We start from the raw sequence: 25,821 nt of genomic DNA on the forward strand, positions 1-25,821 counted from the left end.
GATAAGAGGATGCTACAAACGAAAACAGTTGGTGGTGTGGATTTAGCCTACTATATTGTCTGTAAAAGAAAGCTTTGGTTATATAAGAAAGGAATTGGGATGGAAAGTGAGTCAGATAGAGTGCTCGAAGGATCTATTCTTCATGAGACTTCTTATCCTCGCCTAAATAAAAAAGAAATTCTTATTGATGGTGCATTTAAGATAGATGCAATTGAGGGGGAATATGTTAGAGAAATTAAATTATCTAGTAAAATGCAAGAGTCAGATAAAATGCAAATGCTGTTTTATTTGTACCAGCTTTTTTTACGAGGAATGAAGAAAAAAGGCTTAATCAGCTATACAAAAGAAAAGAAAACCGTTGAGGTACTGTTGACAGAAGAGAATAAAAAAAATATTCAGCGAGCAATTGCGGAAGCGTATCAAATTATCGATCGAGACACTCCGCCTCCTATACAGAAGCTACGCTATTGTAAAAGTTGTGCCTATTATCCATTTTGTTTTTCTAGAGAGGATGACGATGATGATGCGTGATCACTATGTCTTTTCAAATGGAAGATTAAAAAGAAAAGATAATACAATATATTTTGAAAATGAAGACGGGCAGAAAAAGCCACTTCCTATTGAAAAGATTCAAACATTGCATTTATTTGGAGAAATTGATGTGAATTCAAAGCTGTTAACTTATTTAAGCCAATATGGAATAACACTACAGTTTTATAATTATTATGGTTTTTTTACTGGTGCATTTAATCCTCGAGATGCTAAAGAATCTGGCCATGTTATAGTCAAGCAAACTGAACATTACTCTGATAAATATAAACGCTTGTATATTGCTTACCAATTTTTAAATGGTGCAGTTCATCATATGCTTCGAAATCTACGTAAGCATAAAGAAATACCTGCTGAGTATATAGAAGGAATTCTATTACTATCAAACCAGTTGCACACTTCCACAAGTATTCAAGAATTAATGGGACGAGAAGGACAAATTCGTCATTTGTACTATCAATCTTTTAATCACATTTTTAAACAAGGTTTTGTCTTTGAAAAAAGAGAAAAGCAACCTCCGAGAGATCCAATCAATGCCCTCATTTCATTTGGTAATACATTAATGTATCGAGTAGTATTAACGGAGATTTACAAAACTTCATTGAATTCTACCATAAGTTATCTTCATGAGCCATCAACTAAGAGATTTTCATTAAGTTTAGATATTGCTGAAATATTTAAGCCATTAATTGTTGATCCGATAATTTTTTCTCTAATCAACCGAAGGCAAATTACAAAGAAGCATTTTGATTATTTAGAAGGAGAAATATGTTATTTAAACGATGAGGGTAAGAAAAAATTTATTATGGCTTGGGAAGAAAAATTAAATCAATCTGTTAAACATCGAATGTTAAAGAGAAATACGACTTATCGTTATTTAATCCGGCTTGAGTGTTATAAATTAATTAAGCATGTAATTAATGATGAAGTATATAAACCATTGAAAGCGTGGTGGTAGATTAAATGTTTGTTATTATTACTTATGATGTAAATGAAAAAAGAGTGGGAAAAGTTTGTAAAAAACTTAGGGAATATCTTGATTGGACACAAAATTCTGTTTTTGAAGGTGAAATAACAATTGGAAAATATAAGAAGTGTATAGCGGAATTAAATAAAATAGTAAACAAAGAAACAGATTCCATATATGTCTACCAAGTGAAAAATCCACGTAATATAAAAAAGATTGTACATGGTAGAGAAAAGAATCCATTTGATCTCTTTTTGTAGTAGTTTTAGTTATTTTAATGTTAGAATTACTTTAAATAAGCATTGATTTTGCATCAAACCTACTTTTTTTTAAAAACTCTAAAAACCTTGCTATCAAAGGAATTAAAGCATATTTTAAAGCTTTTACAAAAACACAACTAAAGGTTCACTGCAAATTAGAAAAATTGCGGTATTACAATAATGTACCTCATCCCTTGATATAATAGGGTTCTTGATGTGTTGTTTTTTGGGGTTTTATCTGAACGTAGTGGGATATAAAGTTAATATATGTATCAGTCTCTATTGATTCACTTAACCACGTTTTATCTGAACGTAGTGGGATATAAAGGTAGATTGCTTCATAAGAATTCCATCACCAACATGATGTTTTATCTGAACGTAGTGGGATATAAAGTTGGGTCAACATATAGAGGTAACTCACGATCGTGTGTTTTATCTGAACGTAGTGGGATATAAAGTTTGTTTCATCATTGTGTCAAAAACACTCAAAATGTGTTTTATCTGAACGTAGTGGGATATAAAGAAAGTAATTGCTTCTGAAATGGCTAATCTCGTGTTTAAGTTTTATCTGAACGTAGTGGGATATAAAGATCGGATCCGTAAAGAATCCTGGTGCGTATATTCTGTTTTATCTGAACGTAGTGGGATATAAAGTTGGTTGCGTTGGTTCTGGTGCTTGGTTATTAGCGGTTTTATCTGAACGTAGTGGGATATAAAGAATTAATCAAACTGGATATCCAAACATGGTTGCACAACCGTTTTATCTGAACGTAGTGGGATATAAAGAAAGATATGTTGGAATTAGGACCAGAATATGTAGAGCGTTTTATCTGAACGTAGTGGGATATAAAGGTTTTAGCAGCATCTATTCTAGCTGTCGTGACTGGAGTTTTATCTGAACGTAGTGGGATATAAAGAATTAATCAAACTGGATATCCAAACATGGTTGCACAACCGTTTTATCTGAACGTAGTGGGATATAAAGAAAGATATGTTGGAATTAGGACCAGAATATGTAGAGCGTTTTATCTGAACGTAGTGGGATATAAAGACACTATGTATCTGATGTAGATGAATTAGGGCAAGAGTTTTATCTGAACGTAGTGGGATATAAAGTGGTGAGAAAGTTTCATTGATTCATAGAAACACAGGCACGTTTTATCTGAACGTAGTGGGATATAAAGCGTGGAAAAGTCCTTGGTGCATATGCGATTGCTAAACGTTTTATCTGAACGTAGTGGGATATAAAGAAGTAATCGGAACGTTAACATTTCTTTTCTTTTTCGTTTTATCTGAACGTAGTGGGATATAAAGTTTTTATATTTAAAGGTTATTTTCTGTTCAGCCTTCCAGGTTTTATCTGAACGTAGTGGGATATAAAGAAGTATTGAAAATGCGAATGAAGCATTAAATAGAGTAGTGTTTTATCTGAACGTAGTGGGATATAAAGTTGATATTACTTGGTAGTTCCTCGGCTCCTACATCATCGTTTTATCTGAACGTAGTGGGATATAAAGGGTAATTCGAGATGCTTATAGATGCGCTGTTGCTTATTGTTTTATCTGAACGTAGTGGGATATAAAGCTTTATTTGGCGCAGAAGCTTATAAGCATTGGGCGGGTTTTATCTGAACGTAGTGGGATATAAAGATAGGTTTGATAGCAATCGCTGTAGTAGGTATAGCGTTTTATCTGAACGTAGTGGGATATAAAGTTGATAGAGATCTTCAATTCTACAATTGAGTGCTCTAGTTTTATCTGAACGTAGTGGGATATAAAGATAAAAGCCACTGAGGAAATGACTCATAAACTAAAAAGTTTTATCTGAACGTAGTGGGATATAAAGTTGAAATGGTTTAGTTTAATGGATTATGAAGATGAGTTTTATCTGAACGTAGTGGGATATAAAGAAGTAAGAGCAGAAGCATTGGAAGGAGGAAGACTTGGTTTTATCTGAACGTAGTGGGATATAAAGTCGTATATAATCGCTTTATCTCCAATTATATCAAAGTTTTATCTGAACGTAGTGGGATATAAAGAAAGGACTTTATTGGAATTATTTCTATCATGTGCAACGTTTTATCTGAACGTAGTGGGATATAAAGTGAGAAAAATAGGGAAGATGTATACGAACAAACCATCGTTTTATCTGAACGTAGTGGGATATAAAGCAAGGATTTGCATTGTTCAAAAATCAATTATTTGTGTTTTATCTGAACGTAGTGGGATATAAAGTCCGTAATTGAAGTTGTAAATAACGGTACATTAGCGTTTTATCTGAACGTAGTGGGATATAAAGCTGGAAAACACATCTATGAAAACGAATTACAATAAGGTTTTATCTGAACGTAGTGGGATATAAAGCGCTGTTCCAGGAATCGAATTTGTTTAGGAGTAGTTAGTTTTATCTGAACGTAGTGGGATATAAAGGTGGCTATTGCCATAACAGCATGGGGCAGACAGCAACTGTTTTATCTGAACGTAGTGGGATATAAAGTATATAACAGAGTTAATCAAATCAATTGCAGCAACTGGTTTTATCTGAACGTAGTGGGATATAAAGGATTTAATTGCTTTAGGCAATGTGTATTCGTATGCTAGTTTTATCTGAACGTAGTGGGATATAAAGGTATGTGATTATTGTGAAGATGTAGCAAAAGTTAAGTGTTTTATCTGAACGTAGTGGGATATAAAGCAGGAAAGACTGGTTGCAGAACACAATAGCGTTACCGGTTTTATCTGAACGTAGTGGGATATAAAGCAGGAAAGACTGGTTGCAGAACACAATAGCGTTACCGCGTTTTATCTGAACGTAGTGGGATATAAAGGGAGTTAAATTCCACGTTACAGAGGAAGTAGTAGGGGTTTTATCTGAACGTAGTGGGATATAAAGTTAGAACATATAGGCTTGTCCTCGGCTCCTGATCCTTGTTTTATCTGAACGTAGTGGGATATAAAGTAAGGAGGGGTTCCGCCTTTCCAGATGCCAAGTTTTGTTTTATCTGAACGTAGTGGGATATAAAGCATACTTGTACAGTGTACCGTTAGGTCTTCCAGCATCTGTTTTATCTGAACGTAGTGGGATATAAAGATTACTTACGATTCGGACGAAACAAAAGTGTCTTTAGTTTTATCTGAACGTAGTGGGATATAAAGTCAGTTAATACCCGTTCAATTCCATCTGTTCCTTTTGTTTTATCTGAACGTAGTGGGATATAAAGGCAGAAGCTAATTGAAGGTTAGTCATTTCATTATATAAGTTTTATCTGAACGTAGTGGGATATAAAGTAGTTCAATATTCCCAGTTCTTTCACCGTCTTTATTGTTTTATCTGAACGTAGTGGGATATAAAGAATGATAAGTTGCCCCAGTTCTGTGCCAAAACCTCAGCGTTTTATCTGAACGTAGTGGGATATAAAGAATGATTTGCTTAAGAGCATCCTTAATGCCTTTCACGTTTTATCTGAACGTAGTGGGATATAAAGTATGTTTGCTCACACCACAAAATGAATTGTTTTAATGTTTTATCTGAACGTAGTGGGATATAAAGGCAGGAACACTTATCTGTAAATTAACATTCCAACCTTTGTTTTATCTGAACGTAGTGGGATATAAAGCTGGAAACGAATGACATAGCGTAAATCGTTACTAAAAGTTTTATCTGAACGTAGTGGGATATAAAGTGGTCCAACCTAAACTATTAGCAGATGGAGCTAAATATTGTTTTATCTGAACGTAGTGGGAAAAGTTTGTTTATGCAGTTGTCTCATATTAGATTGAAGTTGATTTTATCTGAACGTAGTCGGGGATAAAAAGGCTGCCGAAGCTAGCAATAAGAAAATTGAACGGATTTTATCCGAATACAGTGGGATATAAAGTCATCCTAAGTCACCTTTATGATTATGATATGTTCACTCTAAAATGATTGAGTGGATATGCTAAGAAAATTAACAACATTGAAATTAATAATCTCTCCCTCTTCACAAGTGATTTATTTCATTTAAATAAAGTAAAGTCAAGCAAGATTATGCTAATTCTAATCAAGCCCTGCAGTCCTCTACTTTTACATGTTCTTTTTAAATCACTCAAATTGTGAAAGTTCTAAGGTATTAAAATCAAATAATTATTTTTGGAATTATAAAAGGTTACTATCATAAGAATAGAGAATAAATAAGAAGAAAAAATCAAAAGCAAAGGGATTAGTTTAGTTGTATACCAATTTCATATTCAATCATTTTTGAAAACGCTTTAGATAGGAGGGTTAAAGTTGGCTGATAAAATTTTTGCAGGCTATCGTTTAGTCGATAAAGTGGAAAGCTATGAAGATTTTCGTTACCATTCCCATGATAAGTATGAAATTTATTATTTTCATGGAGGAAAATGTAAATATCTAATTGGGGATCATATTTATCATTTACAAGAAGATGATTTAATCATTATGAATGGATTAACTTTACATCGAGCATATCCAGAACCAGGAATTTCTTATGAGAGAAGTGTCATTGAGTTTTCCTCTGAATGGTTACGACCGATTTTAACTAATTTGAATGTCCCTGAATTGTTAGATCCTTTTAGTCAATTGACTAATACTTTATTTCATATAAGAGACAAAGAAAAATCTGCAGAAATGAAAGAGCTAATAAGAAAAATGGCAATGAAAGGACAAACTTCTAATCAAGAAAATAAGATAGAAAATCGGTTGGAAAATGGCGAATTAACAACGATGTTAGTCCAACTTTTATTTAAGGTTTTTGACTTAAGTAAGCAACAGCTTCAATATAGTGCCCCTGTCGAGTCAGATAAGAATATACATGTCAAAAAAATGATCGAATGGATTGATCGGCATTTTTGTAATCCGATTACTTTGGATGATATTGCTCAACATTTAAATATAAGCAAGTATTATATGTCTAGAATCTTTAAAGATGTAACTGGGTATACGATTATGCAATATATAATGAGCTGTCGCATAAATCGTGCTAAATATTTTCTCGAGATACATCCAGACAAATCGATTCTTGAGGTATCTTTAGAATCAGGATTCGAAGACTCCTCTCATTTCAGTCGTTTTTTTCGAAAACAAATGAATCTTACTCCTACCGAATATCGCAATAGTAAAGCCATTCGTATGAAAAATACGTACTAAGAATTGGTCTGTTTCTCCAATGATTTTTACTACTTCCATTGCTTAAAAGAGCAATAGAAAACAATTTCTTCTTCATATTACACAATTATATACACGTTAAAAAACTATAACTTTCATACAATGGAATTAGAAGTGACCTAACTACTTTACCCCGTTATGAAAAAGATTGTTTTGTTAATAGAATGGGAGTGATAGAAGTAAATGAGTAGTTATCTCGTTAAAATTTCCATTGAATTGAAAGCGTTATCATCTCGAGAAAATAGGTTAGGAAGAAAACGAGTCTATTGAAGAAAGGAGATTCTATGGAAAATAATCATGCTACGACGACTGAAACAAGTGTGAAAACCAGTATTTACTCAGAGTCAGATAGAAAGAAAAATAAAAATAGAACGATACAATGGACATGGTATATTTTTTTAATTCCGAGTTTTTTAGGGATCTTGCTATTTATGCTTTATCCAATTTTAGAATCATTTAGATTAAGCTTTTTTAAATCGAATGGAACAATTGAAAGCTTTACTGGACTAGATAATTTTCGCACTGTGTTAACATCAGGACCGTTTTGGAATGCTGTGTGGAACACTTTCTTTATCGGAATATTCCAAGTTATTATCACCATTCCATTAGGTTTTATTTTTGCGACATTAATTAACACTATTGGAAAGGGAAAAAACTTCTTTAAAGTTATCTACTTCTTGCCAAATGTTACTTCCATTGTTGCTGCGGCGATGATTTTTCAATTTGTCTTACATCCTGAAATGGGAATTGTTAATTTTGCGCTTGATTCAATCGGGCTGCCGGCTCCAGGTTGGTTTTCAGACCCTAGCACTTCTAAATGGGGAGTTATATTACTCGCCGTTTGGCATTGGATTGGTTTTGTTATCATTATATGTCTTGCTAATCTTCAAGCAATTCCATCTGAAATGTATGAAGCTGCTAAAATTGACGGAGCTAGTGGATTACAGCAATGGTTGTTCATTACGATTCCAAATATGACGGGAACATTTGCTTTCCTACTGATTACTGGTTGGATTGGAGCGTTGCAACGTTTTAATGAGGTGTATGTAATAGGTGGTCCAAATGGAAGTCCTGCTCGTTCGATTCAGACAATGGGGGCTTTTATATATGAGCGTGGTTTTACAGGTTTTGAGTTTGGAATCGCATCGGCTGCCACTTATATTATGTTCATTATTATTTTAATATTTACGTTTATCAATTTAAAAATGTCGAAAATGAAAATTTAACCTAGTGGGGAGGGAGACGGTGAAAATTAATATGTCAATGAGGAAATTGGATAGAATCACATCCATTATTAAATATATTGTTTTGGTCTTTTTTGGGATTGTTCTAATGGCGCCATTTGTATGGATGATTAGCGTTGGATTTGATCGAACTGCCAATATTGTGATGCCTTTTCCACCTCGATTAATACCGGAGACAATTTCATCATTCAATTATGGCATCGTTTTTGAAAATGGGAGACTCTTACAATCTTATATAAATTCAACAATTGTGACTGTAAGTTCTGTCTTCTTAAGTGTATCTGCTTCTTTATTAGCAGGGTATGCGTTCTCTAAAGGAAAATTCAAGGGGAAAAAATTTTTATTTGTTATTGTCCTTTGTACGTTAATGATTCCAATGGAACCACGGTTAATCCCTTTATATACCTTATTTAATAAATTTGGTCTATTAAATACTTTTTGGCCCATAATCCTTCCATCTATTATTAGTGGAATGCTCATTTTTCTATGTAAACAGTTTTTTGACCAGCTGCCAGATACATTAAGAGAAGCAGCGCAAATTGACGGAGCCGGGGAATTTAAAATTTTCTTTCGTGTGTACTTGCCGCTGGCAGGTCCTATCGCAGCGACAATGGTCATTTTATCTTTTATATGGAGCTGGAATGATTTTATGTGGCCACTAGTTGTTATTAATGATTTAAATTTGCAAACGATTCCTCTATATTTAGCAAGTTTCTCCCTAGAAAATGGTTCTAGTTTAGGCGGATTAACGATGGCACTTGCGACAGTAAGTGTATTACCAATTGTCATCGTGTATTTGTTCTTACAAAAATACATTATCCAAAGTATTGCATTAAGTGGTGTTAAAGGTGAGTAGGAGATTTTTAAATAAACAGGGGGGTAGAAAGATGAAAAAGCGTTTATTTTCCAAGACAGCTACATTTGCATTTGTATTAACGCTGTTAATTGGTACTGTGCTTGCAGGGTGTAGCTCGAAATCAGAAGGTTCCTCGGGTTCAGATAAAGATGGAGAATGGGCAGGGCAACAAATAACAGTCATGATGATCGGTGATTTTGCCATGGAAGATAAGACAGATCCGATTACTGGTGAGTCTGCAAAAGGAGTAAAAGTCCTAAAAGAAGAATTTGAAAAGCAACATCCTGGCGCCACTGTAAAATTTGTCCTGATGCCTTGGGAAGGATACACAGAAAAAACGCAAGCAATGATTACTTCAGGCGAAGCAGATGTATATCAGATGCCAGGTGTAGCTGATTTTGCTCCTCAAGGTGTATTAGAACCATTACAGCCATGGATTGATAAAGATCCAGATTTTAATTTAGACATTTTTATCGATAATCAAGTAGAAGGTTGGAAAGCTTTAGGTTCAGATAGTAAAGAATTGGCTATCTTCGGACTTCCGTTTTTGGGAGATGCACGTTTTATCAGCTATGACAAACAGTTATTTGATGAATGGGGAGTAGAATATTTATCTGAATATCCAACGATGGAAGAAGTGGCAGAAAAAACGAAACAAATGACTGGGAAAAATCCAGTAACCGGGGAACAAAATTATGGCATTTGGTTCCGTGGAGACTGGTCATCTGCATTTACGTTAGTTGATCTTGCTGAAGGTCAAAATGGACAGTGGGGAACAGGCTTTGCCTGGGATGAGGTCAAATTTAGTTATAATTCAAATGAAATGTTGAACGGTTTAAATTGGTTGTTAGATATGCAAAACTACGCCCCAAAAGGCATTGTTAGTAACCAAGGAAATGAAAAATGGCTGACCAAGGATAATAATATTGCCATTATGTTAAACCAAGGACCTGGGGACACGGTGAAACCAGCCTATGCCCAAGGACTAGGGGATCGAATCGGAATTTCTCAGGAATTTAAGAATGACGACGGTCAAGGCGGCTTATTTGCAGGAAGTCCAATCACTATTGCCAAAGACAGTAAAAATAAAGAATTAGCATGGGAGTGGCTCAAATTCGCTACAAGTGATTTTGCCCAAAAATATGTCTATGAGGAACTTGGTCTAGTACCGTCAGTGAAATCTGCAACTGAATGGAAAAGTGTAAAAGAGCAGCCTTTAATGTTTCCTGTGTTTGAAGCAATGTCCACACCGACAACTCCAAGATATCCATGGGGATCTTCTCAACCACGTTATATTTTAACATCTGAAATCGAAGCTGCATTAACGGGAAAAAGAAGTCCAGAAGCTGCCCTTGAAAAAGCTCAAAAGGAGAGTACGGAGTGGGTGAAAAATCGCTAAAAACTAGATTTTTAATCTAATCAATAAATATTAGGCAGACTGTATGCACAATAACATCTAGGAACGGAGCTGCTAACAGAAAGTAATGTGTATGCAGTCTGATTGTTAAAAAACAAGCTTTATAAAAAACGAGGAGAGTGTTCTATGTTAAAGATAGCTGTGATTGGTCTCGGTGATATTTCAAGTATCCATCTTTCTGCTATTCAAGCAAACCCAAAAGCTAAGTTAGTAGCAGTCAGTGATATTGATGAATCGCATAAGGAGAAGGTTCATGGAGTGAAATTTTATACAGATTATCAAGAAATGCTAGAAATTGAAACGTTAGATTGTGTCCATATTTGTTTACCACATTATCTTCATTATCCTGTAACAAAGGCTTGTGTAGAAAAGGGAATTAATGTCTTACAAGAAAAACCATTGGCCTTAAATGCAGAGGAAGGTCTTGAATTAGTGAAGCTAGAAGAAGATAACAAAAAGGTGAAAATATGTGTATGCTTTCAGAACCGCTTGAATGAGACGGTTGAAAAATTGCAGAAGATAATAGATTCAGATGAATATGGAAAAGTCATTGGGATAAAAGGAATTGTGACTTGGGCAAGACCTAAGTTTTATTATGACAAGAAACCATGGAGAGGGAAATTGGACTTGGCTGGTGGAGGAGTAATGATAAATCAATCGATTCATACCTTAGATTTAATGCAGCTATTTGGAGGGGAAATAGCAACGATAAGAGGATCTATTGATCAGCTTCTTGATTATGGGATTGAAACAGAAGACACAGCAGTTGCATCAATTTTATTCCAAAACGGAGCAAAAGGTTTCTTTTTTGCGACAATTGCCAATGGAAATAATTCAAGTGTGGAACTACAGATAGTCTTAGAGAAACAAAAACTTACAATTAAGGACAATATCTTAACGATACTTGACGAAAATGGCGAAAAAGTAGAAGAGGAAAAAGACACGAAATTGGATGGCTCCAAATTCTACTACGGAGCAAGTCATAAAAAATTGATTGATACATTCTATACGTGCATTTTAGAGAATAGCCAAAACTATATTCATGTGAAAGATGCACTTCCTTCCTTACAAATGATTGATGCAATCGTCAAATCGTCAAAAATCAAGAAGGAAGTAACACTAGATGACATCCCATTTTCCGGCTACCGAAATGGTTTTAGGAATTTAGGAGATATGTGAGCATTCTAGGATAGAAGTAATCCTGAATGGAAAGATTTTTGTTAAATTGTGCATTAATGAGCAAAGAGAGTATTTTTTAAGTGATTAAGAGGATAAGTTTAGGAAAAAGCAATACGAGTAAAAAAATTGTCCATAATGAACAATATAAGATAATGTTTTTCAAAATAAACCACTTAATATAGAATAATAGACTTTTATTTTAGGCTCTGTTATTATTCATTGTTGATTTTCTTGTAGGGATGAGAATTCATAGACGGAGGATTTCCGGCTAATGTATATAGCGGGAGCTTAAGTAGCAGATATAAGTGGAGAAATTCCGAATAACGGCTCTAAATAAGACAAAATCCAACGATTTGGATACTATAAACGGAAATACCTCCTTTATTTTTAAGGAAATATGGACATTTCCCAATTTAAACGGAATTATACCGTTTATTTTTCAAACACAGTAAAATCAACATTCCGTTATAACAGAGCCTTATTTTTATATAACAAAGGAGAGAGCCAAATGGAAAATAAGTTTGCTGCACAATTATTTACTTTAAGAGAGGAATTAAAAAGAGGGATATCCCCTGTATTTAAAGAGTTGAAGGAAATGGGCTGGGCTGGGGTTCAGTTGTCTGCACTTCCTTCTGGTTATGATCCAGTCGAGGTAGCAAAAGCTTTACAGGAAAATAAACTGGGAACGGCAGGGATACATATATCCATCGATCGTTTAGAAAATGATTTAGATCAGGTGTTGGAGGAGGTAAAACTATATAACACAAAGGATATAGTTTGCCCATTTTTACCAGAAGATTTAAGAAATAAAGATGGATATGAAAAGGTAAAGACACTTTTGAATGAAGTGGCGAAGAAGGCACCAGAATTTCGTATAAGTTATCATAACCATGCATTTGAATTTGATACCGAAATAGACGGAAAATCAGCTTTGGAATACTTATTAGAGACAACAGACAATAATAATATTCATGCGGAAATAGATGTATTTTGGGTGAAAAAAGGTAGGAAAGATCCTTTGCAGTTTATCAAACCATATGCAAATAGAATGCCAATCATTCATTTAAAGGACATGACGAATGATGAAAGACAAACATTTGCAGAAGTAGGTACTGGCGTAATCGATTTCGTCCCTATTCTAAATTGGTGTGAAAAATCCGGAGTCGAATGGTATGCAGTAGAACAAGATATTTGCCCTGGAGACCCTATGGATAGTCTACAAATAAGTTTAGAAAACCTTAACCGATTAACAAAGCAGTTATAGGAGTAGAAATAGGAATTCTCGATAAATAACACTTCCATTTTTTTGAAAGAAAATAGTGTATAAAGATGTAGGATGAAAACGAAGGAGATGGAGTAGGTTGGGGAATATCAAAATCGGAATTATCGGTATCGGTAATATGGGAAGTTCACATGCTGTGTATCTTAATAACGGAGAAATTAAGGGAGCGGAATTAACTGCTGTATGTGACAGCAATCCAGAAAGATTACACTGGGCAAAGGAAACATTAGGAGAGCATATTCAGACATTTGATCAGGTTGATCGTTTTTTTGAATTTGGGGGTATGGACGGAGTTATTATTGCAACCCCCCATTATGATCATCCGCCATTAGCGATTAAAACACTAGAAAAAGGATTCCATGTCTTAGTAGAAAAGCCAGTTGGTGTCTATACAAAAAATGTCCGTGAATTAAATGAGATTGCTAGAAAGAGTGATAAGGTATTTGGAATTATGTTCAATCAACGAACGAATCCTTTATATCAAAAGCTTAGAGATCTTGTGCAAAGTGGAGAAGTTGGTGAAATTAAACGAACGAATTGGATTATCACTGATTGGTATCGATCACAGAGCTATTATGATTCAGGTGGATGGAGAGCGACATGGGCTGGAGAAGGAGGTGGCGTTCTCTTAAATCAAGATCCCCATCAGCTTGATTTATGGCAATGGACGAGTGGATTGATGCCTAAACGAGTACGGGCATTTTGTGGGTTTGGGAAATTTCACAATATTGAGGTAGAAGATGATGTAACCGCTTATGTGGAATTTGAAAATGGAGCAACAGGGGTGTTTGTTACATCAACAGGTGACTCTCCTGGCACCAATCGCTATGAAATTTCAGGAGATCGCGGAAAAGTAGTGGTAGAGGATGGGAAATTAACCTTTTGGAGACTGAGACAATCGGAAAGGGAATTCAATAAAGAATATAAAGGTGGATTTGGCGAACCAGAATGCTGGAAAATCGATATCCCAATTAATGGGGAAGCAACACAGCATAAAGGAATTACAGCAAACTGGGTGAATGCAATTCGTAATGGAACAGCATTACTTGGACCTGGAGAAGAAGGTATAAAAGGATTAGAAATCTCTAATGCGATGCATTTATCTGCATGGCTAGATGACTGGGTGGAGCTTCCAATCAATGAAGGCCTTTACTATTCCAAATTGCAAGAAAGAATTAATGCATCTACTTTTAAAAAGAAAAATAATGAAAATATCAGGTTAAATGTAGAAGGTTCACATTAATTTAGAAGGGCAGATTAATTCTGCCCTTTTCTGTAAGAATACTATTATGATAGTAGGTGAGGTAAAAAAATGAAATTAGCATTTACAACATTAGGCTGCCCTAATTGGGATTTAGAGAGGATTATCAAAAATGCAGTCGAAAATGGCTACGATGGTGTTGATTTTCGCGGGTTTTTAGGGAAACTTGATATTTACAAGCTTCCAGAATTTTCATCGAATGTAAAAGAAACGGTTCGCCGATTTAAGGAAGCGGCTTTAGAAATCCCATGTTTTTCAAGCTCGGTGAAACTGGTTACTCAATCACAGGAAGAATATGAAGCGTATTTAGAAGAATTAAGACAGTATGTATGGCTATGCAAAGAATTCAATACCCCGTATATTCGTGTCTTTGGTGGAGCAATTGGGGAGTTAAAGAGAGAAAAAGCAATAGAAGTTGCCGAGAAAAATGTTCGCCAATATCTTGCTATTGCAGAAGAAGCTAATGTCAAACTTTTGCTAGAAACACATGATGATTGGACAGATAGTAGATATGTAAAAGAACTGGTTCAGCGTGTCTCCTCTGAGCATTTCCAAATATTATGGGATGTTCATCATCCTTATCGAACAATTGGAGAAGAACCTGAATCCACTTGGGAAACGCTAGGTGAAAGGATTAAATATACACATTGGAAGGATTCCTATGTCAAGAAAGAGACGAGAAGAGGCTATCAACTTTGTCTTTTAGGGGAAGGAGATATACCTCTACAAGAAATATTCAGCCTATTAAAGAAAAATGATTATGATGGCTACTTTACATTAGAATGGGAAAAAAAGTGGTGTCCTGAATTGGAAGAGCCAGAAATTGCATTTAAACAGTTTAGTAAGTATATGAACAATATTCTTCTATAAAGGTGTTGATTCCATTGAAGTTTGGTTGTTGTGCTGAGATTGATAAGGCAGAGGCGCTGTATAAAGCAGGCTATGATTTTATTGAATGTACCATTGTTTCTCTCATGCCAGAGGAAAACGAAGAAGTATTTAAAAACATATTATATAAATATAAAGATTCCCCCATACCGATTGAAGCGTTTAATGTTCTCCTTCCAAGCGATTTGAAAATCGTTGGAGAAAATGTGAATAATCAGCGAGTGAAAAATTATCTGTCTTCGGCATTAGAACGTGTGCACCGAATTGGCGCAGATACTATTGTATTTGGAAGTGGTGGTGCTAGAAGCTTGCCTAAAGGCTTTCCGAAAGAAAAAGGGGCAGAACAAATAGTAACATTTTTATCGATGGTAACGGATATTGCCGAACAGCTAAACTTAACAATTGTTATTGAACCGTTAAACAAAAAAGAATCTAATGTGATTAACAGTATCCCTGAGGCGGTTGAATGGACAAAGAAGCTAAATCGAAAATCATTAAAAGCGTTAGCTGATTTCTATCATATGGAAGAAGAAAGGGAACCACTTTCCAACTTATACGAACATAAGGACTCTATTACTCATATACATGTTGCTGATTCTAGTAGGTTTTCTCCAGGTACTGGTACGTATCCATATTCAGAGTTTGCTAGCTACATACATAAAGCAAACTATGATGGCAGAATTTCCATCGAGTGTAATTGGAGGGACTTTGAAGAAGAAATTGGGCAATCCCTTGTTTATTTAAAACAGCAGTTTTCTTTGGTATAAGGAAGACGATTTGGATTGTTTTAAGTACATTATCTTCTTTAGCGCCTTTAATCTAGATTTAATGGCGCTAATTTCTCCCTTGTAATGTTGTTACAAACAAATTTCACATCGTAACAAACCTACCTGATTTTCCCACATAAGGATAACCTTAGCTAACTAACTCAATTGGTTAACAATTCCATTGAAACTTTTATGCCTTTCCTAGCAAAGCACAGGCAAATCAATTTCTTGTTTCCCATTTTTTGGACGATGAATAGAAATATTACATCTGCTAGCCTAGTAGTAGACACAGAGACTACTAGGAGGTAAGAGGATTTGAAGAATTTAAAGAAGCTAATAGTAGCCGCTGGATTAGTGTTATCTATTTCAGCATTTACATTAATAGATCAAGCAGAGGCTGCAACGAATCGGACAATCCAGTCTGGGGACACTTATTGGAAAGTGGCAAAAGGATTTGGAATTCCAGTCAGTGATTTAATGAAAGCAAACAATAGTAAAGCATTAATTATAGGTCAAAATATGATTCTACCATATGCAACAGTTTCGCCAGCCGATAAAGATTTACTGGCGCGTTTAGTTCAAGCGGAGGCAGTTGGTGAACCTTATGCTGGGAAGGTTGCAGTGGCAGTTGTTGTTCTAAATCGTGTGAAAAGCAATCAATTTCCTAATAACATTCGCAGTGTAATCTATGAAAAAGTAAATGGGTATTATGCATTTACACCAGTTCAAAATGGAGAAATTAATAAGGATGCTAGCGCAGAGTCAAAAAGAGCTGTCAATGAAGCAATTGCTTTAGGGGGACAAGGAAATGGTTCGCTATATTTCTTCAATCCAAGAACAGCTACAAGTGACTGGGTTTTTTCACGTGAAGTAACCGTTACAATTGGAAATCATCGTTTTGCTAGATAAATAGAAACAGAGCGCCAATCTTTGTGGATTGGTGCTTTTTTCCTTTTAGCTCACTCACCATTTTTGTTACAATAAAACAATGAAATATTAGCGTAGAAGGAGTAAATGGTATTGAAATGGAGTTATGTAACTCGGTTTATTTTTGATAAGCCACAAAAAAATGGAACTGTCTTAAATAGATATACACTGAAAAAATGTCTTGGTGTGGGTGCATATGGAATGATATATCTGTGCACAGATAATCGTTCAGGAAAAAAATATGTAGTAAAACAATTACGACCAAGCAAAGGGAAAAAACAGCGAGAGTGGGAACGATTTAAGGACGAAGCGGAATTACTGAGAAAAATAGATCATCATGCGATTCCAGCTTTAATGGATGAATTTAGGATAGAAAACCAATATTATTATGTAATGGAATATGTAGATGGAGATAATATAGAAGATTTATTATTTTTTCAAAATCAAATGTTCACAGAATTAGAAGCACTAATCATGATGAAACAACTTCTTTCTATTATAAGTTATCTTCATCAACATAATATCTTTCATACAGATATTAGACCACCTAATGTTATCGTCAAACAAGAGAAAGTGCACTTGATTGACTTTGGACTTGCTAATCGAATAGATCAAGACAATGAGAAAGCAGTAAGTAATTATCGTCAAGATGATTATTATGACTTTGGTCAAATGATTTTATTTTTAATGTATTCCAAGTTTAAAGGGAAGAAAAGCAAGAAACGTACATGGTTAGAGGAATTGTCATTGCATCCTGAAACAGTAATACTTCTCAAAAAATTATTAGGAATTTCTGAGCCATATACTAATGTGAACGAAATTAAAAAAGATTTAAATATTGCGATGGAAGCTTTAAAAGAACCCAAAAGAGTATAGCAAAAAAAATCTTGTACCCAATTGTACAAGATTTTTTTGTCTGAACTTTAATTAGCTACTGTGCTTCCGGCGCTTATAATAATGACTGCCACCGTACGGATTACGTTTTCTGTAATCAGAGCTGCTGTAGCTTTTGTGTTTACGATAACTTCTTCGGTCACTGCTACTATATCTTTTATACCGACGACTTTTACTGTAACTGCCTGAAATCTGCTGTATTTTCTTCATGATTTTTCTAAACACTGTATCACCTCATTTGAGCTAGTAAATATTAATTTTAGCAAACAATGCAAAAATATAACGGGAATTTACGAAAAAATTACATGGTTGTAATATAAATGATTGAATAGAAGAAAATATCTGCTTACAAAAGAATAACGTTTAATCACACTAAATATATCGGTTTTCTGTGAAAATATTGCAATCTAGTAAGAAGTATAATAATATTATTAATATTCTAAACAATTTGTTTTATTAAAAAGATAGCTTCTTTTAGAATACATGGGAAAAGGGGTAAGGAACATGAAATATGGATTTTGGCTGCCTATTTTTGGGGGATGGCTAAGAAATGTAGAAAATGAAAACATGCCACCGACGTTTGAGTATGCAAAAGAAAAGAAGTAATTCAAAGTGGAGAGAAATGGGGCTACGATACTACTTTAATAGCCGAACTATATTTAAACGATATTAAAGGTCCTGAAAAAGATTCTCTAGAAGCATGGTCAACAGCCGCGGCTTTAGCTGCTGTTACGGAAAAGATAGAAATTATGACTGCGATTAGACCAGGTTTCCATAATCCTGCTGTTGCAGCAAAAATGGCTGCAAACATCGATCATATTAGCAAGGGGAGATTTACGTTAAACATTGTTTCCGCATGGTGGGAGCAAGAAGCTAAACAATATGGTGGGGTTTTCACAGAGCATGATGATCGCTATGAAAGAACACAAGAATTTATTGACATACTAAAAAGATTATGGTCAGAAGAAACCTTTAGCTATAAAGGAAAGTACTATGAGATTTCCAATACAAAGCTATCGCCAAAACCAGTCCAAAAACCAAATCCAATCCTGTATGCCGGCGGAGAAAGTCCAAAAGGGAAAGAGATTATTGCTAAAAACTGTGATGCCTATGTGATGCATGGTGGTACGGTAGAAGAAATTGCGGTGAAAATTAAAGGAATGCAAGAAGAGAGACAGAAATACGAAGAAGAACCATTTTCTTCTTTTGGAATGGCTGCATATGTTATTTGCCGTGATTCACAAGAAGATGCGCAAGTACAGTTAGATAGAATTACAGATGTAAAAGAGTCGTCAGCTTATGCGGGCTTTGATGATTTTGTTAATAAATCTCAATTAGAACAGCAAATTAAACTATATGATTACTCCGTTTCCAATCGTGGCTTGCGTCCTAATTTAATCGGAACACCAGAACAAATAGCGAAAAAAATACTAGATTATGAGGAAGCGGGAGTAGATTTATTATTATTACAATTTTCCCCACAGCTTGAGGAAATGAAAAGATTTTCCGAAAAGGTTATGCCGTTAGTTGAGACATTACGTAAAGAAAGAGAAGTGACTGGATGATGAGTAAAATTTATGTTATTCATGAAAATAGTGAGTGGACGGTTCATTTAACAAAAAGACTAGATGAATTAAATTTGCCCTATGAAGAATGGGATCTATCAGAAGGAAGCTTCGATTTACTTCAGGGGCCACCAAAAGGTATCTTTTATAGCAGAATGAGTGCTTCTTCCCATACACGTAATCATCGCTATGCAGCTGAATATACGGCTGCAGTTTTGGAATGGCTAGAATCGAATGGAAGAACGGTAGTAAATGGCAGTAGTGCCTTAAAGTTAGAAGTGAGTAAAGCGGCTCAATATGCAGCATTGCAAAAGCATGGCATTACTACTCCAAGAACATTGGTGGCAACTGGTAAAGACCATATTATTGCAGCTGCAAAACAGCTGGGCGATCCATCCTTTATAACAAAGCATAATCGTGCAGGAAAAGGATTGGGCGTTCGTTTATTCCATTCCATTAAAGAATTGGAAGCATACGTAGAAGGACCAGAATTTGAAGAACCTGTTGATGGCATTACCTTAATCCAACAATATATTGAAACATCTGATCAATCGATTACAAGATGTGAATTTGTTGGCGGGAAATTCGTTTATGCAGTGAAGGTAGATACAGCAGGAGGCTTCGAGCTTTGCCCTGCAGATGCATGCCAAATAAACGATTTATTCTGCCCAGTTGGCGAACAAGTGGAAGAAAAGCCGAGCTTTACGATTAAACAAGGCTTTAATGAACCAATCATCGAAAAATACGAGCAATTCTTAGCAACACAAGGAATATTAGTGGCTGGAATTGAATTTATGAAAGATCATAAGGGTACAATTTATACGTATGATATTAATACAAATACAAACTACAATGCAGATGCAGAAAAAGAAGCTGGCATATATGGAATGCTTCAACTCGCTACCTATTTAGGGGATGAGTTGAGTAGTAGATATGGAGTTTCGAAGTAATAAAATTGTTAAGGGACAGTTTAGATTAGCTGTCCTTTTCTTTAATATTTATAATAGAATCAAAGATTAAATGATCCTTTAGTAGAAGATTCCTCTATCTAGTACATATTTCACCTTGCAGCCTTCCCCTTATTCAAGTAAAATAAACCTAAATTTAAGCGCTTTCACGCTTGACTTTTGGAGGGCTAGACATGAAGAAGGTTAGATTAATCGAACTCTTGAATCAAAGAACGATTCGTGGAAAGTTTTTTTCTCTAAACTTGTTGCTAACACTGCTTCCAATGTTGATTCTTGGTTTTGTAGTTTACCATATTTCTGTAGAAAAACTTGGGGAAAGAGCAGAAGAACAAGTAGCCTCAGCCCTTCAAATGGGAGATCATTATATTCAAAGACTTTATATTGATTTAAAGGACGTTATTAATGTCATTACAATCAATTCGGAAATTCAGGATGTGCTGAATACAGCGTACCATGATGATTATGGTTATAAAAAAAATGTCAGGGAAGTAACCTCTGCCATTACAAAGATCACACAAAATAAATCCTATATTACCTCGTTTGTTTTATATTCCTCTTACCATCAAACAGACAAACAGCTATACAAACGCTCTAATGCACGTTCCAATACATTTTTGAATGAAAAGCAACGCAATCAAATTTATAGCCAGTTATTGAAAGAGAATAATATCGTTTGGTGGAACAACCGTTCACTTACTGATTTCGCCTATGATTCAAGTTCAATGGTAATTGGGAGAGTTTTAAGAAATATTGAAAAAAATTATGAACCATGCGGATTTATTTTATTAGAGATAGAAAAATCTACTTTTTTTGAAGGCTTGTCTTTTTTAAATTCCAGTAGAGATTCGAATTTTTTTGTTGTGGATAATAATGATGAGCTTGTACATTATTTGCAAACAGATAGTGCATCAAAAATAGTCCACCAAAAAAATTTCTTGAAGAGTTTTAGTGAAAACGAACCAGGAACCATTAAAAGTACAAAGATTGATGGAGAGCATTATATTATCTCTTCTGAACGGATCGAGAATATGCCTTGGGAATTTGTATATCTAATCCAAGCATCAAAATTTTATTCAGATGCATCTATTATTCAAAAGGTTACGATTGGGGTTCTTTTTGTTGTGTTTTTAATTGGGTGTTTTATTGCGTTTGTTTTTAGTAAGGCAATTACCTCTCCATTAAATAATCTTGCTAAAGTGATAAACGGAAATAAAGATTCAGAGGAAGAATTACAATATTTTAATCCAAATGACGAAGTGGGGCAGATTGGGGTTCAATTTATAAAGATGCATCGGGAAAATAAGAAATTAACTAATCAAGTCATCCAAGCGATAGTAAAAAGGAAAGAGGCGGAGATAAACGCACTTCAAGCACAAATAAATCCTCACTTCTTGTATAATACATTGGATTCTATTAATTGGTTAGCACTATCACATAAACAATATCAAATTAGTGAAATGATAAGTGCGTTAGGAAATTTTTTCCGTTTATCCTTAAATAAAGGAAAGGATAATATTTCAATCAAAAATGAATTGGATCATGTGATGGCATATATTCAAGTTCAAAAAATCCGGTATAGTGATAAGTTTGAAGTGATAGTAGAAGTAGATAAAGAAATTCATCCTTATTATATTCCTAAGCTGCTCTTACAGCCTGTTGTAGAAAATGCTTTATATCATGGTATTAAAGTTAATAATGATAAGGGCACTATTATGATAACGGGGGGATTTTTTGAAGAAGGAATATGCTTTCATATTACAGACGACGGAATGGGAATGAAAAAGGACCAAGTAGAAAAATTAAATCGTACGTTAAATGGAGAAAATCTCATACCTTTATACGGTCTAAAGAATGTACATAATCGATTAAGGCTCCAGTTTGGGTCAGCATACGGCGTATACATAACTAGTGAATTTAGCAAATACACAACAGTAAGTATAAAGGTTCCGAAACTGACTGATTTTACCAAGGAGGATCGTACTGATGATTAATGTATTAATTGTGGACGATGAATATCATATCCGAGAGGGAATAAATGATTCGATTCCCTGGAAGCAATTAGATTTACATTCTGTTGGTACTGCTGTTAGTGGGCTGGACGCCTGGAACAAGGTGAAAATACAAAAGATAAGTATCGTTATTTTAGATATTAATATGCCTGATATGGATGGATTAGAGTTGGCGCAACGACTCCGAGTGGAAAATAAAAATATGCAATTTATTTTTCTAACAGGATATGATGACTTTCCTAAAGTGAAAAAGGCGATTGAACTAGGTGCATCTGATTATCTCCTTAAACCTGTATCTTACGAGGAGTTATGTACTGCTTTAGAAAAAGCAGCGGAGAGTGTTAGGGAGCAAGAACATAGTAAAAAATACATTGAAGTATTAGAAGGGAAAATTTTAGAAAGTGTAGAAATAACAGCGGACATAATATGGACGGAACTTTTACATCGACAAAGAAGTTATTTGGAGTGTGTGAAAAGCTTAAGTGAAATCGGAATGGAATTCACATTGAATAATTCTTATACCGTTATTTCCGTTTCTATTGATCATTATAGTCGTTTATTAGAACGATGGGATGTACAGGATTGTAAGCTTAATAGCTATGCTCTCTCAAAATTAGCAAATGAAGTCATTGATTTGTTTGCAAATGGAGTGGTGATAAAAGGGCAGCCTGGGTATCTGACACTTATTGTGACAAGTGGTTATAAACCCGACGCTCGTCGAAGTAAGACTGTTTTAAACCATATAGTAAAAGAATTCCAATATAAATGTTTGGACTATTATAATTTATCGACAAGTATAGGAGTAAGTGATATTCATGAAAATCCAGATGATATTCACAAAGCTTACCAAGAGTCTATGCAAGCATTAGAGTATAAGTCTGTATTAGGAGAAAAATCAATCATTTATTTCGAGTTGATTGAACCGAAAGCAGCAGCCGTTAAACAAGTACTGAATAAGGAACTATATTTATTGAGTGAATTAAGACTTGGTAACGAGGTAGCTGTGGATGATATTTTGAATAAAATCATTATAGAGCTACAAGGAAGATCGATTGGTGATGGAAAAATCATATCCACTCAACTAATGATTTATGCAATCCGATTAATCGCAGAAAATGAGCTAGAAAAAGCGGACATTTTTAAGGAAGATCCATTTGCTCAGATTTATAATGCTGAAACGGTAGCAGATGTCATGGCTGTTATTACAGGTTTTTTTCATCAAATTATTCAAGAAATAAAAAAACAACATCGATTAGGAAATCCTAATGTTATAGAGGATGCAAAACAATGGATACGTGAGCATATCTCTGAAGATATAAGTTTAAATAAACTTGCAAATTATGTTCATATGAGTCCTAACTATTTTAGTGCTTTATTTAAACAAGCGACAGGCGAAACATTTATGGAGTTTTCAACTAGAACGAGATTTGAATTAGCGAAACAGCTATTAATTCAACCTGAAATAAAAATATTTCAAATTGCTGAAAAAATTGGTTACGCTGATGCGAATTATTTTAGCATCGCTTTTAAAAAAAATGAGGGAATGACGCCATCTCAATATAGAGCGCGCTATTTATAAAGAAATTAGGAAGAATTCATCTCTAAGAGGGGAAGAATTCTTTTTTTGTTAAACCAATTAATGAATAATTATCAGTATTTTTTTTAGTGCATAGGGTTTTTTAATATCTTCGTAAAAAAACAAAGGTAATCGTAGAATATTCTATGTTTAATAGTTTGAAAGCGCTTTATAATCAATTTGTAAGACAAAGCTTAAACAATTAATATACGTAAATCATTTTAAAAAGGGGGAATGAATTTTGGAAGTAACAGCTCGCCGGAAACATAAATCAGGCATTCGGAGAATGGAAAGAAACTGGGGCATTCTTTTAGCTGCTCCGGCGATGATCGGATTCTTACTATTTACCCTCATTCCAATGATTGCATCATTAGGTTTTAGTTTGACGGACTGGAATATAGGGGGAAGCTTTTCCTTTATTGGTTTAGAAAATTATAAAACCATGCTCACAGAAGATAAGCTTTTTAGCAAATCTCTATTTGTGACAATCTATTACACTCTTGGAAGCGTGCCATTGGTAATGGCTGGGGCATTTTTTATTGCAATGCTCTTAAATCAAAAAGTAAAAGGACTTTCTATCTTTCGAACCATTTTTTACCTTCCTGTATTAGTGCCATCTGTTGCCAATACAATGCTTTGGCTATGGATGTTTAACCCCGATTTTGGTTTATTAAATACGATTTTAGGATCGGTTGGCGTCTCTGGGCAACAATGGATTTACAGTGAGTCAACATCCATCCCTTCCCTTATGCTGATGAGTACTTGGGGATTAGGAAATGCTGCTGTTATCTTTTTAGCAGGACTACAAGGTGTTCCAGCACATTTATATGAAGCAGTAGAGGTAGATGGTGGGGGACCATTACGTAAGCTTTGGCATGTAACGATTCCGATGATGACACCTACCATTTTCTTTAACTTAGTTATGGCTTTAATCAATACATTTCAAGTGTTTAATGAAGCGTACATCATGACAGAAGGTGGACCAAATAATTCGACATTATTTTATGTATACTATCTTTTTAGAACAGCATTTAAAGATAGTCAAATGGGCTATGCCTGTGCACTTGCTTGGGGATTATTTCTAATTATATTATTCTTATCATCTTTAATATTCCTGACATCCAGAAAATGGGTCTATTACGAAGGAGGGGAAAACTAAAATGGAAACAAATCCTGTCATCAATCCAGAGCCGATCAAACCTACTCGCAAATCAAATTTCAAGTTAAGTAGAATATTCATTTATTTACTGCTTGTTTTGGGTAGTGTAATTATGCTCTTTCCGTTCTTTTGGTTAGTAAGAAGTTCGTTTATGGGGATGAATCAAATTTTTGCATTTCCACCAGAGTGGATTCCTAAACCGTTTATGTGGTCTAACTATTCAGAAGCATTAACGTCTGTCCCATTTGATAAATATTTGCTAAATACGTTAATGATTGAGCTGTTAGTCCTTGCAGGTACATTGATCAGTAGCACATTAGCTGCATATAGCTTTTCTCGGTTGCGCTGGAAAGGTAGAAATATCGTTTTTATGATTATTTTAAGTACGATGATGTTACCATATGCGGTTACACTAATACCAACGTTTATGATGTGGAAAGAATTAGGAGCGTTAAATACAATCGTTCCATTAACATTACCATCTTGGTTTGGTACAGGAATAAATGGTGTTTTTAATATCTTTCTATTACGTCAGTTTTTTCTATCGATTCCACGGGAGCTAGAAGAGGCTGCTTATATTGATGGAGCATCACCATTAACTGTCCTGCTTCGGATTATAATACCGCTTTCAAAGCCTGCGTTTATCGTCATCTTGATCTTTACTTTTATTGCCGTATGGAATGATTTTTTAGGACCATTAATTTATTTAAATGATGACAGCAAGTTTACATTGGCTATCGGACTTGCCACATTTAAAGGACTATATAATGCACAGTGGGGTTACTTGATGGCTGCTAGTGTGGCGATCGTAACACCAATCGTCCTTCTATATTTTGTTGCGCAGCGTTACTTTATAGAAGGTATTACGCTTACTGGAACAAAGGGTTAAA

The 25,821-nt window shown here is 34.8% G+C and carries 19 protein-coding genes, 1 pseudogene and 1 CRISPR repeat array; all 20 genes and pseudogenes read left to right on the plus strand.

Going from position 1 to position 25,821, the window contains the following annotated elements:
• The first annotated feature begins 9 nt into the window (after positions 1-9).
• The 20 genes and pseudogenes from cas4 to AB3U99_RS07935 all read left to right on the plus strand — a co-directional run bounded on the left by cas4 (position 10) and on the right by AB3U99_RS07935 (position 25,820).
• Positions 10-531, plus strand: a complete 522-nt coding sequence (gene cas4 / locus AB3U99_RS07840) for a CRISPR-associated protein Cas4 (RefSeq protein WP_031539854.1) — start codon at positions 10-12, stop codon at positions 529-531.
• Complete coding sequence (gene cas1b / locus AB3U99_RS07845; protein ID WP_400247994.1) at positions 521-1,507, plus strand: type I-B CRISPR-associated endonuclease Cas1b; 987 nt, start codon at positions 521-523, stop codon at positions 1,505-1,507. The genes cas4 and cas1b overlap by 11 nt, the downstream gene beginning before the upstream one ends.
• A gap of 5 nt (positions 1,508-1,512) precedes the next feature.
• Positions 1,513-1,776, plus strand: a complete 264-nt coding sequence (gene cas2 / locus AB3U99_RS07850; RefSeq protein ID WP_400246731.1) for a CRISPR-associated endonuclease Cas2 — start codon at positions 1,513-1,515, stop codon at positions 1,774-1,776.
• 231 nt (positions 1,777-2,007) lie between these two features.
• A CRISPR array of direct repeats spans positions 2,008-5,459; the repeat unit is 29 nt; unit sequence GTTTTATCTGAACGTAGTGGGATATAAAG.
• Positions 5,460-6,042: 583 nt separating this feature from the next.
• A complete protein-coding gene (locus AB3U99_RS07855; protein WP_400246732.1) occupies positions 6,043-6,921 on the plus strand; it encodes an AraC family transcriptional regulator in 879 nt (292 codons plus the stop codon).
• 302 nt (positions 6,922-7,223) lie between these two features.
• Entirely contained in the window at positions 7,224-8,165 is a 942-nt protein-coding gene (locus AB3U99_RS07860) for a carbohydrate ABC transporter permease (RefSeq protein WP_400246733.1), read from the plus strand.
• A gap of 19 nt (positions 8,166-8,184) precedes the next feature.
• Positions 8,185-9,039, plus strand: coding sequence for a carbohydrate ABC transporter permease (locus AB3U99_RS07865; protein WP_400246734.1), 855 nt, complete (start codon positions 8,185-8,187; stop codon positions 9,037-9,039).
• Positions 9,040-9,070: 31 nt separating this feature from the next.
• Positions 9,071-10,438 carry an extracellular solute-binding protein gene (locus AB3U99_RS07870; protein WP_400246735.1) on the plus strand — a complete coding sequence of 456 codons (1,368 nt, stop codon included), beginning with the start codon at positions 9,071-9,073 and terminating at the stop codon, positions 10,436-10,438.
• Between the two features lie 144 nt (positions 10,439-10,582).
• Complete coding sequence (locus AB3U99_RS07875) at positions 10,583-11,635, plus strand: Gfo/Idh/MocA family protein (RefSeq protein ID WP_400246736.1); 1,053 nt, start codon at positions 10,583-10,585, stop codon at positions 11,633-11,635.
• Between the two features lie 508 nt (positions 11,636-12,143).
• Positions 12,144-12,899, plus strand: a complete 756-nt coding sequence (locus AB3U99_RS07880; protein WP_400246737.1) for a sugar phosphate isomerase/epimerase family protein — start codon at positions 12,144-12,146, stop codon at positions 12,897-12,899.
• A 97-nt stretch (positions 12,900-12,996) separates the two neighbouring features.
• Positions 12,997-14,160 (plus strand): Gfo/Idh/MocA family protein, encoded by a 1,164-nt coding sequence (locus AB3U99_RS07885; protein WP_400246738.1) that lies wholly within the window; start codon positions 12,997-12,999, stop codon positions 14,158-14,160.
• 69 nt (positions 14,161-14,229) lie between these two features.
• Entirely contained in the window at positions 14,230-15,048 is an 819-nt protein-coding gene (locus AB3U99_RS07890) for a sugar phosphate isomerase/epimerase family protein (protein ID WP_400246739.1), read from the plus strand.
• 14 nt (positions 15,049-15,062) lie between these two features.
• The gene (locus AB3U99_RS07895) at positions 15,063-15,833 is read left to right on the plus strand and encodes a sugar phosphate isomerase/epimerase family protein (protein ID WP_400246740.1); all 771 of its coding nucleotides are present in this window, start codon (positions 15,063-15,065) and stop codon (positions 15,831-15,833) included.
• Between the two features lie 315 nt (positions 15,834-16,148).
• The gene (locus tag AB3U99_RS07900; protein ID WP_400246741.1) at positions 16,149-16,742 is read left to right on the plus strand and encodes a cell wall hydrolase; all 594 of its coding nucleotides are present in this window, start codon (positions 16,149-16,151) and stop codon (positions 16,740-16,742) included.
• Positions 16,743-16,853: 111 nt separating this feature from the next.
• Positions 16,854-17,636 carry a serine/threonine protein kinase gene (locus AB3U99_RS07905; protein WP_400246742.1) on the plus strand — a complete coding sequence of 261 codons (783 nt, stop codon included), beginning with the start codon at positions 16,854-16,856 and terminating at the stop codon, positions 17,634-17,636.
• Between the two features lie 522 nt (positions 17,637-18,158).
• Positions 18,159-19,219 (plus strand): annotated as a pseudogene (locus AB3U99_RS07910) (LLM class flavin-dependent oxidoreductase).
• A complete protein-coding gene (locus AB3U99_RS07915; RefSeq protein ID WP_400246743.1) occupies positions 19,219-20,169 on the plus strand; it encodes a RimK family alpha-L-glutamate ligase in 951 nt (316 codons plus the stop codon). The pseudogene AB3U99_RS07910 and the gene AB3U99_RS07915 overlap by 1 nt, the downstream one beginning before the upstream one ends.
• 191 nt (positions 20,170-20,360) lie before the next feature.
• A complete protein-coding gene (locus tag AB3U99_RS07920; protein WP_400246744.1) occupies positions 20,361-22,178 on the plus strand; it encodes a sensor histidine kinase in 1,818 nt (605 codons plus the stop codon).
• Complete coding sequence (locus AB3U99_RS07925; RefSeq protein WP_400246745.1) at positions 22,171-23,775, plus strand: response regulator; 1,605 nt, start codon at positions 22,171-22,173, stop codon at positions 23,773-23,775. Before AB3U99_RS07920 ends, AB3U99_RS07925 begins: the two co-directional genes overlap by 8 nt.
• A 283-nt stretch (positions 23,776-24,058) precedes the next feature.
• Complete coding sequence (locus AB3U99_RS07930; protein WP_400247996.1) at positions 24,059-24,931, plus strand: carbohydrate ABC transporter permease; 873 nt, start codon at positions 24,059-24,061, stop codon at positions 24,929-24,931.
• 1 nt (position 24,932) lies between these two features.
• A complete protein-coding gene (locus tag AB3U99_RS07935) occupies positions 24,933-25,820 on the plus strand; it encodes a carbohydrate ABC transporter permease (protein ID WP_400246746.1) in 888 nt (295 codons plus the stop codon).
• The last annotated feature ends 1 nt before the right edge of the window (position 25,821 follow it).

Origin of the sequence: Niallia tiangongensis, assembly GCF_044704065.1 — a bacterium.
Taxonomy (GTDB): Bacteria; Bacillota; Bacilli; order Bacillales; family Cytobacillaceae; genus Niallia; species Niallia tiangongensis.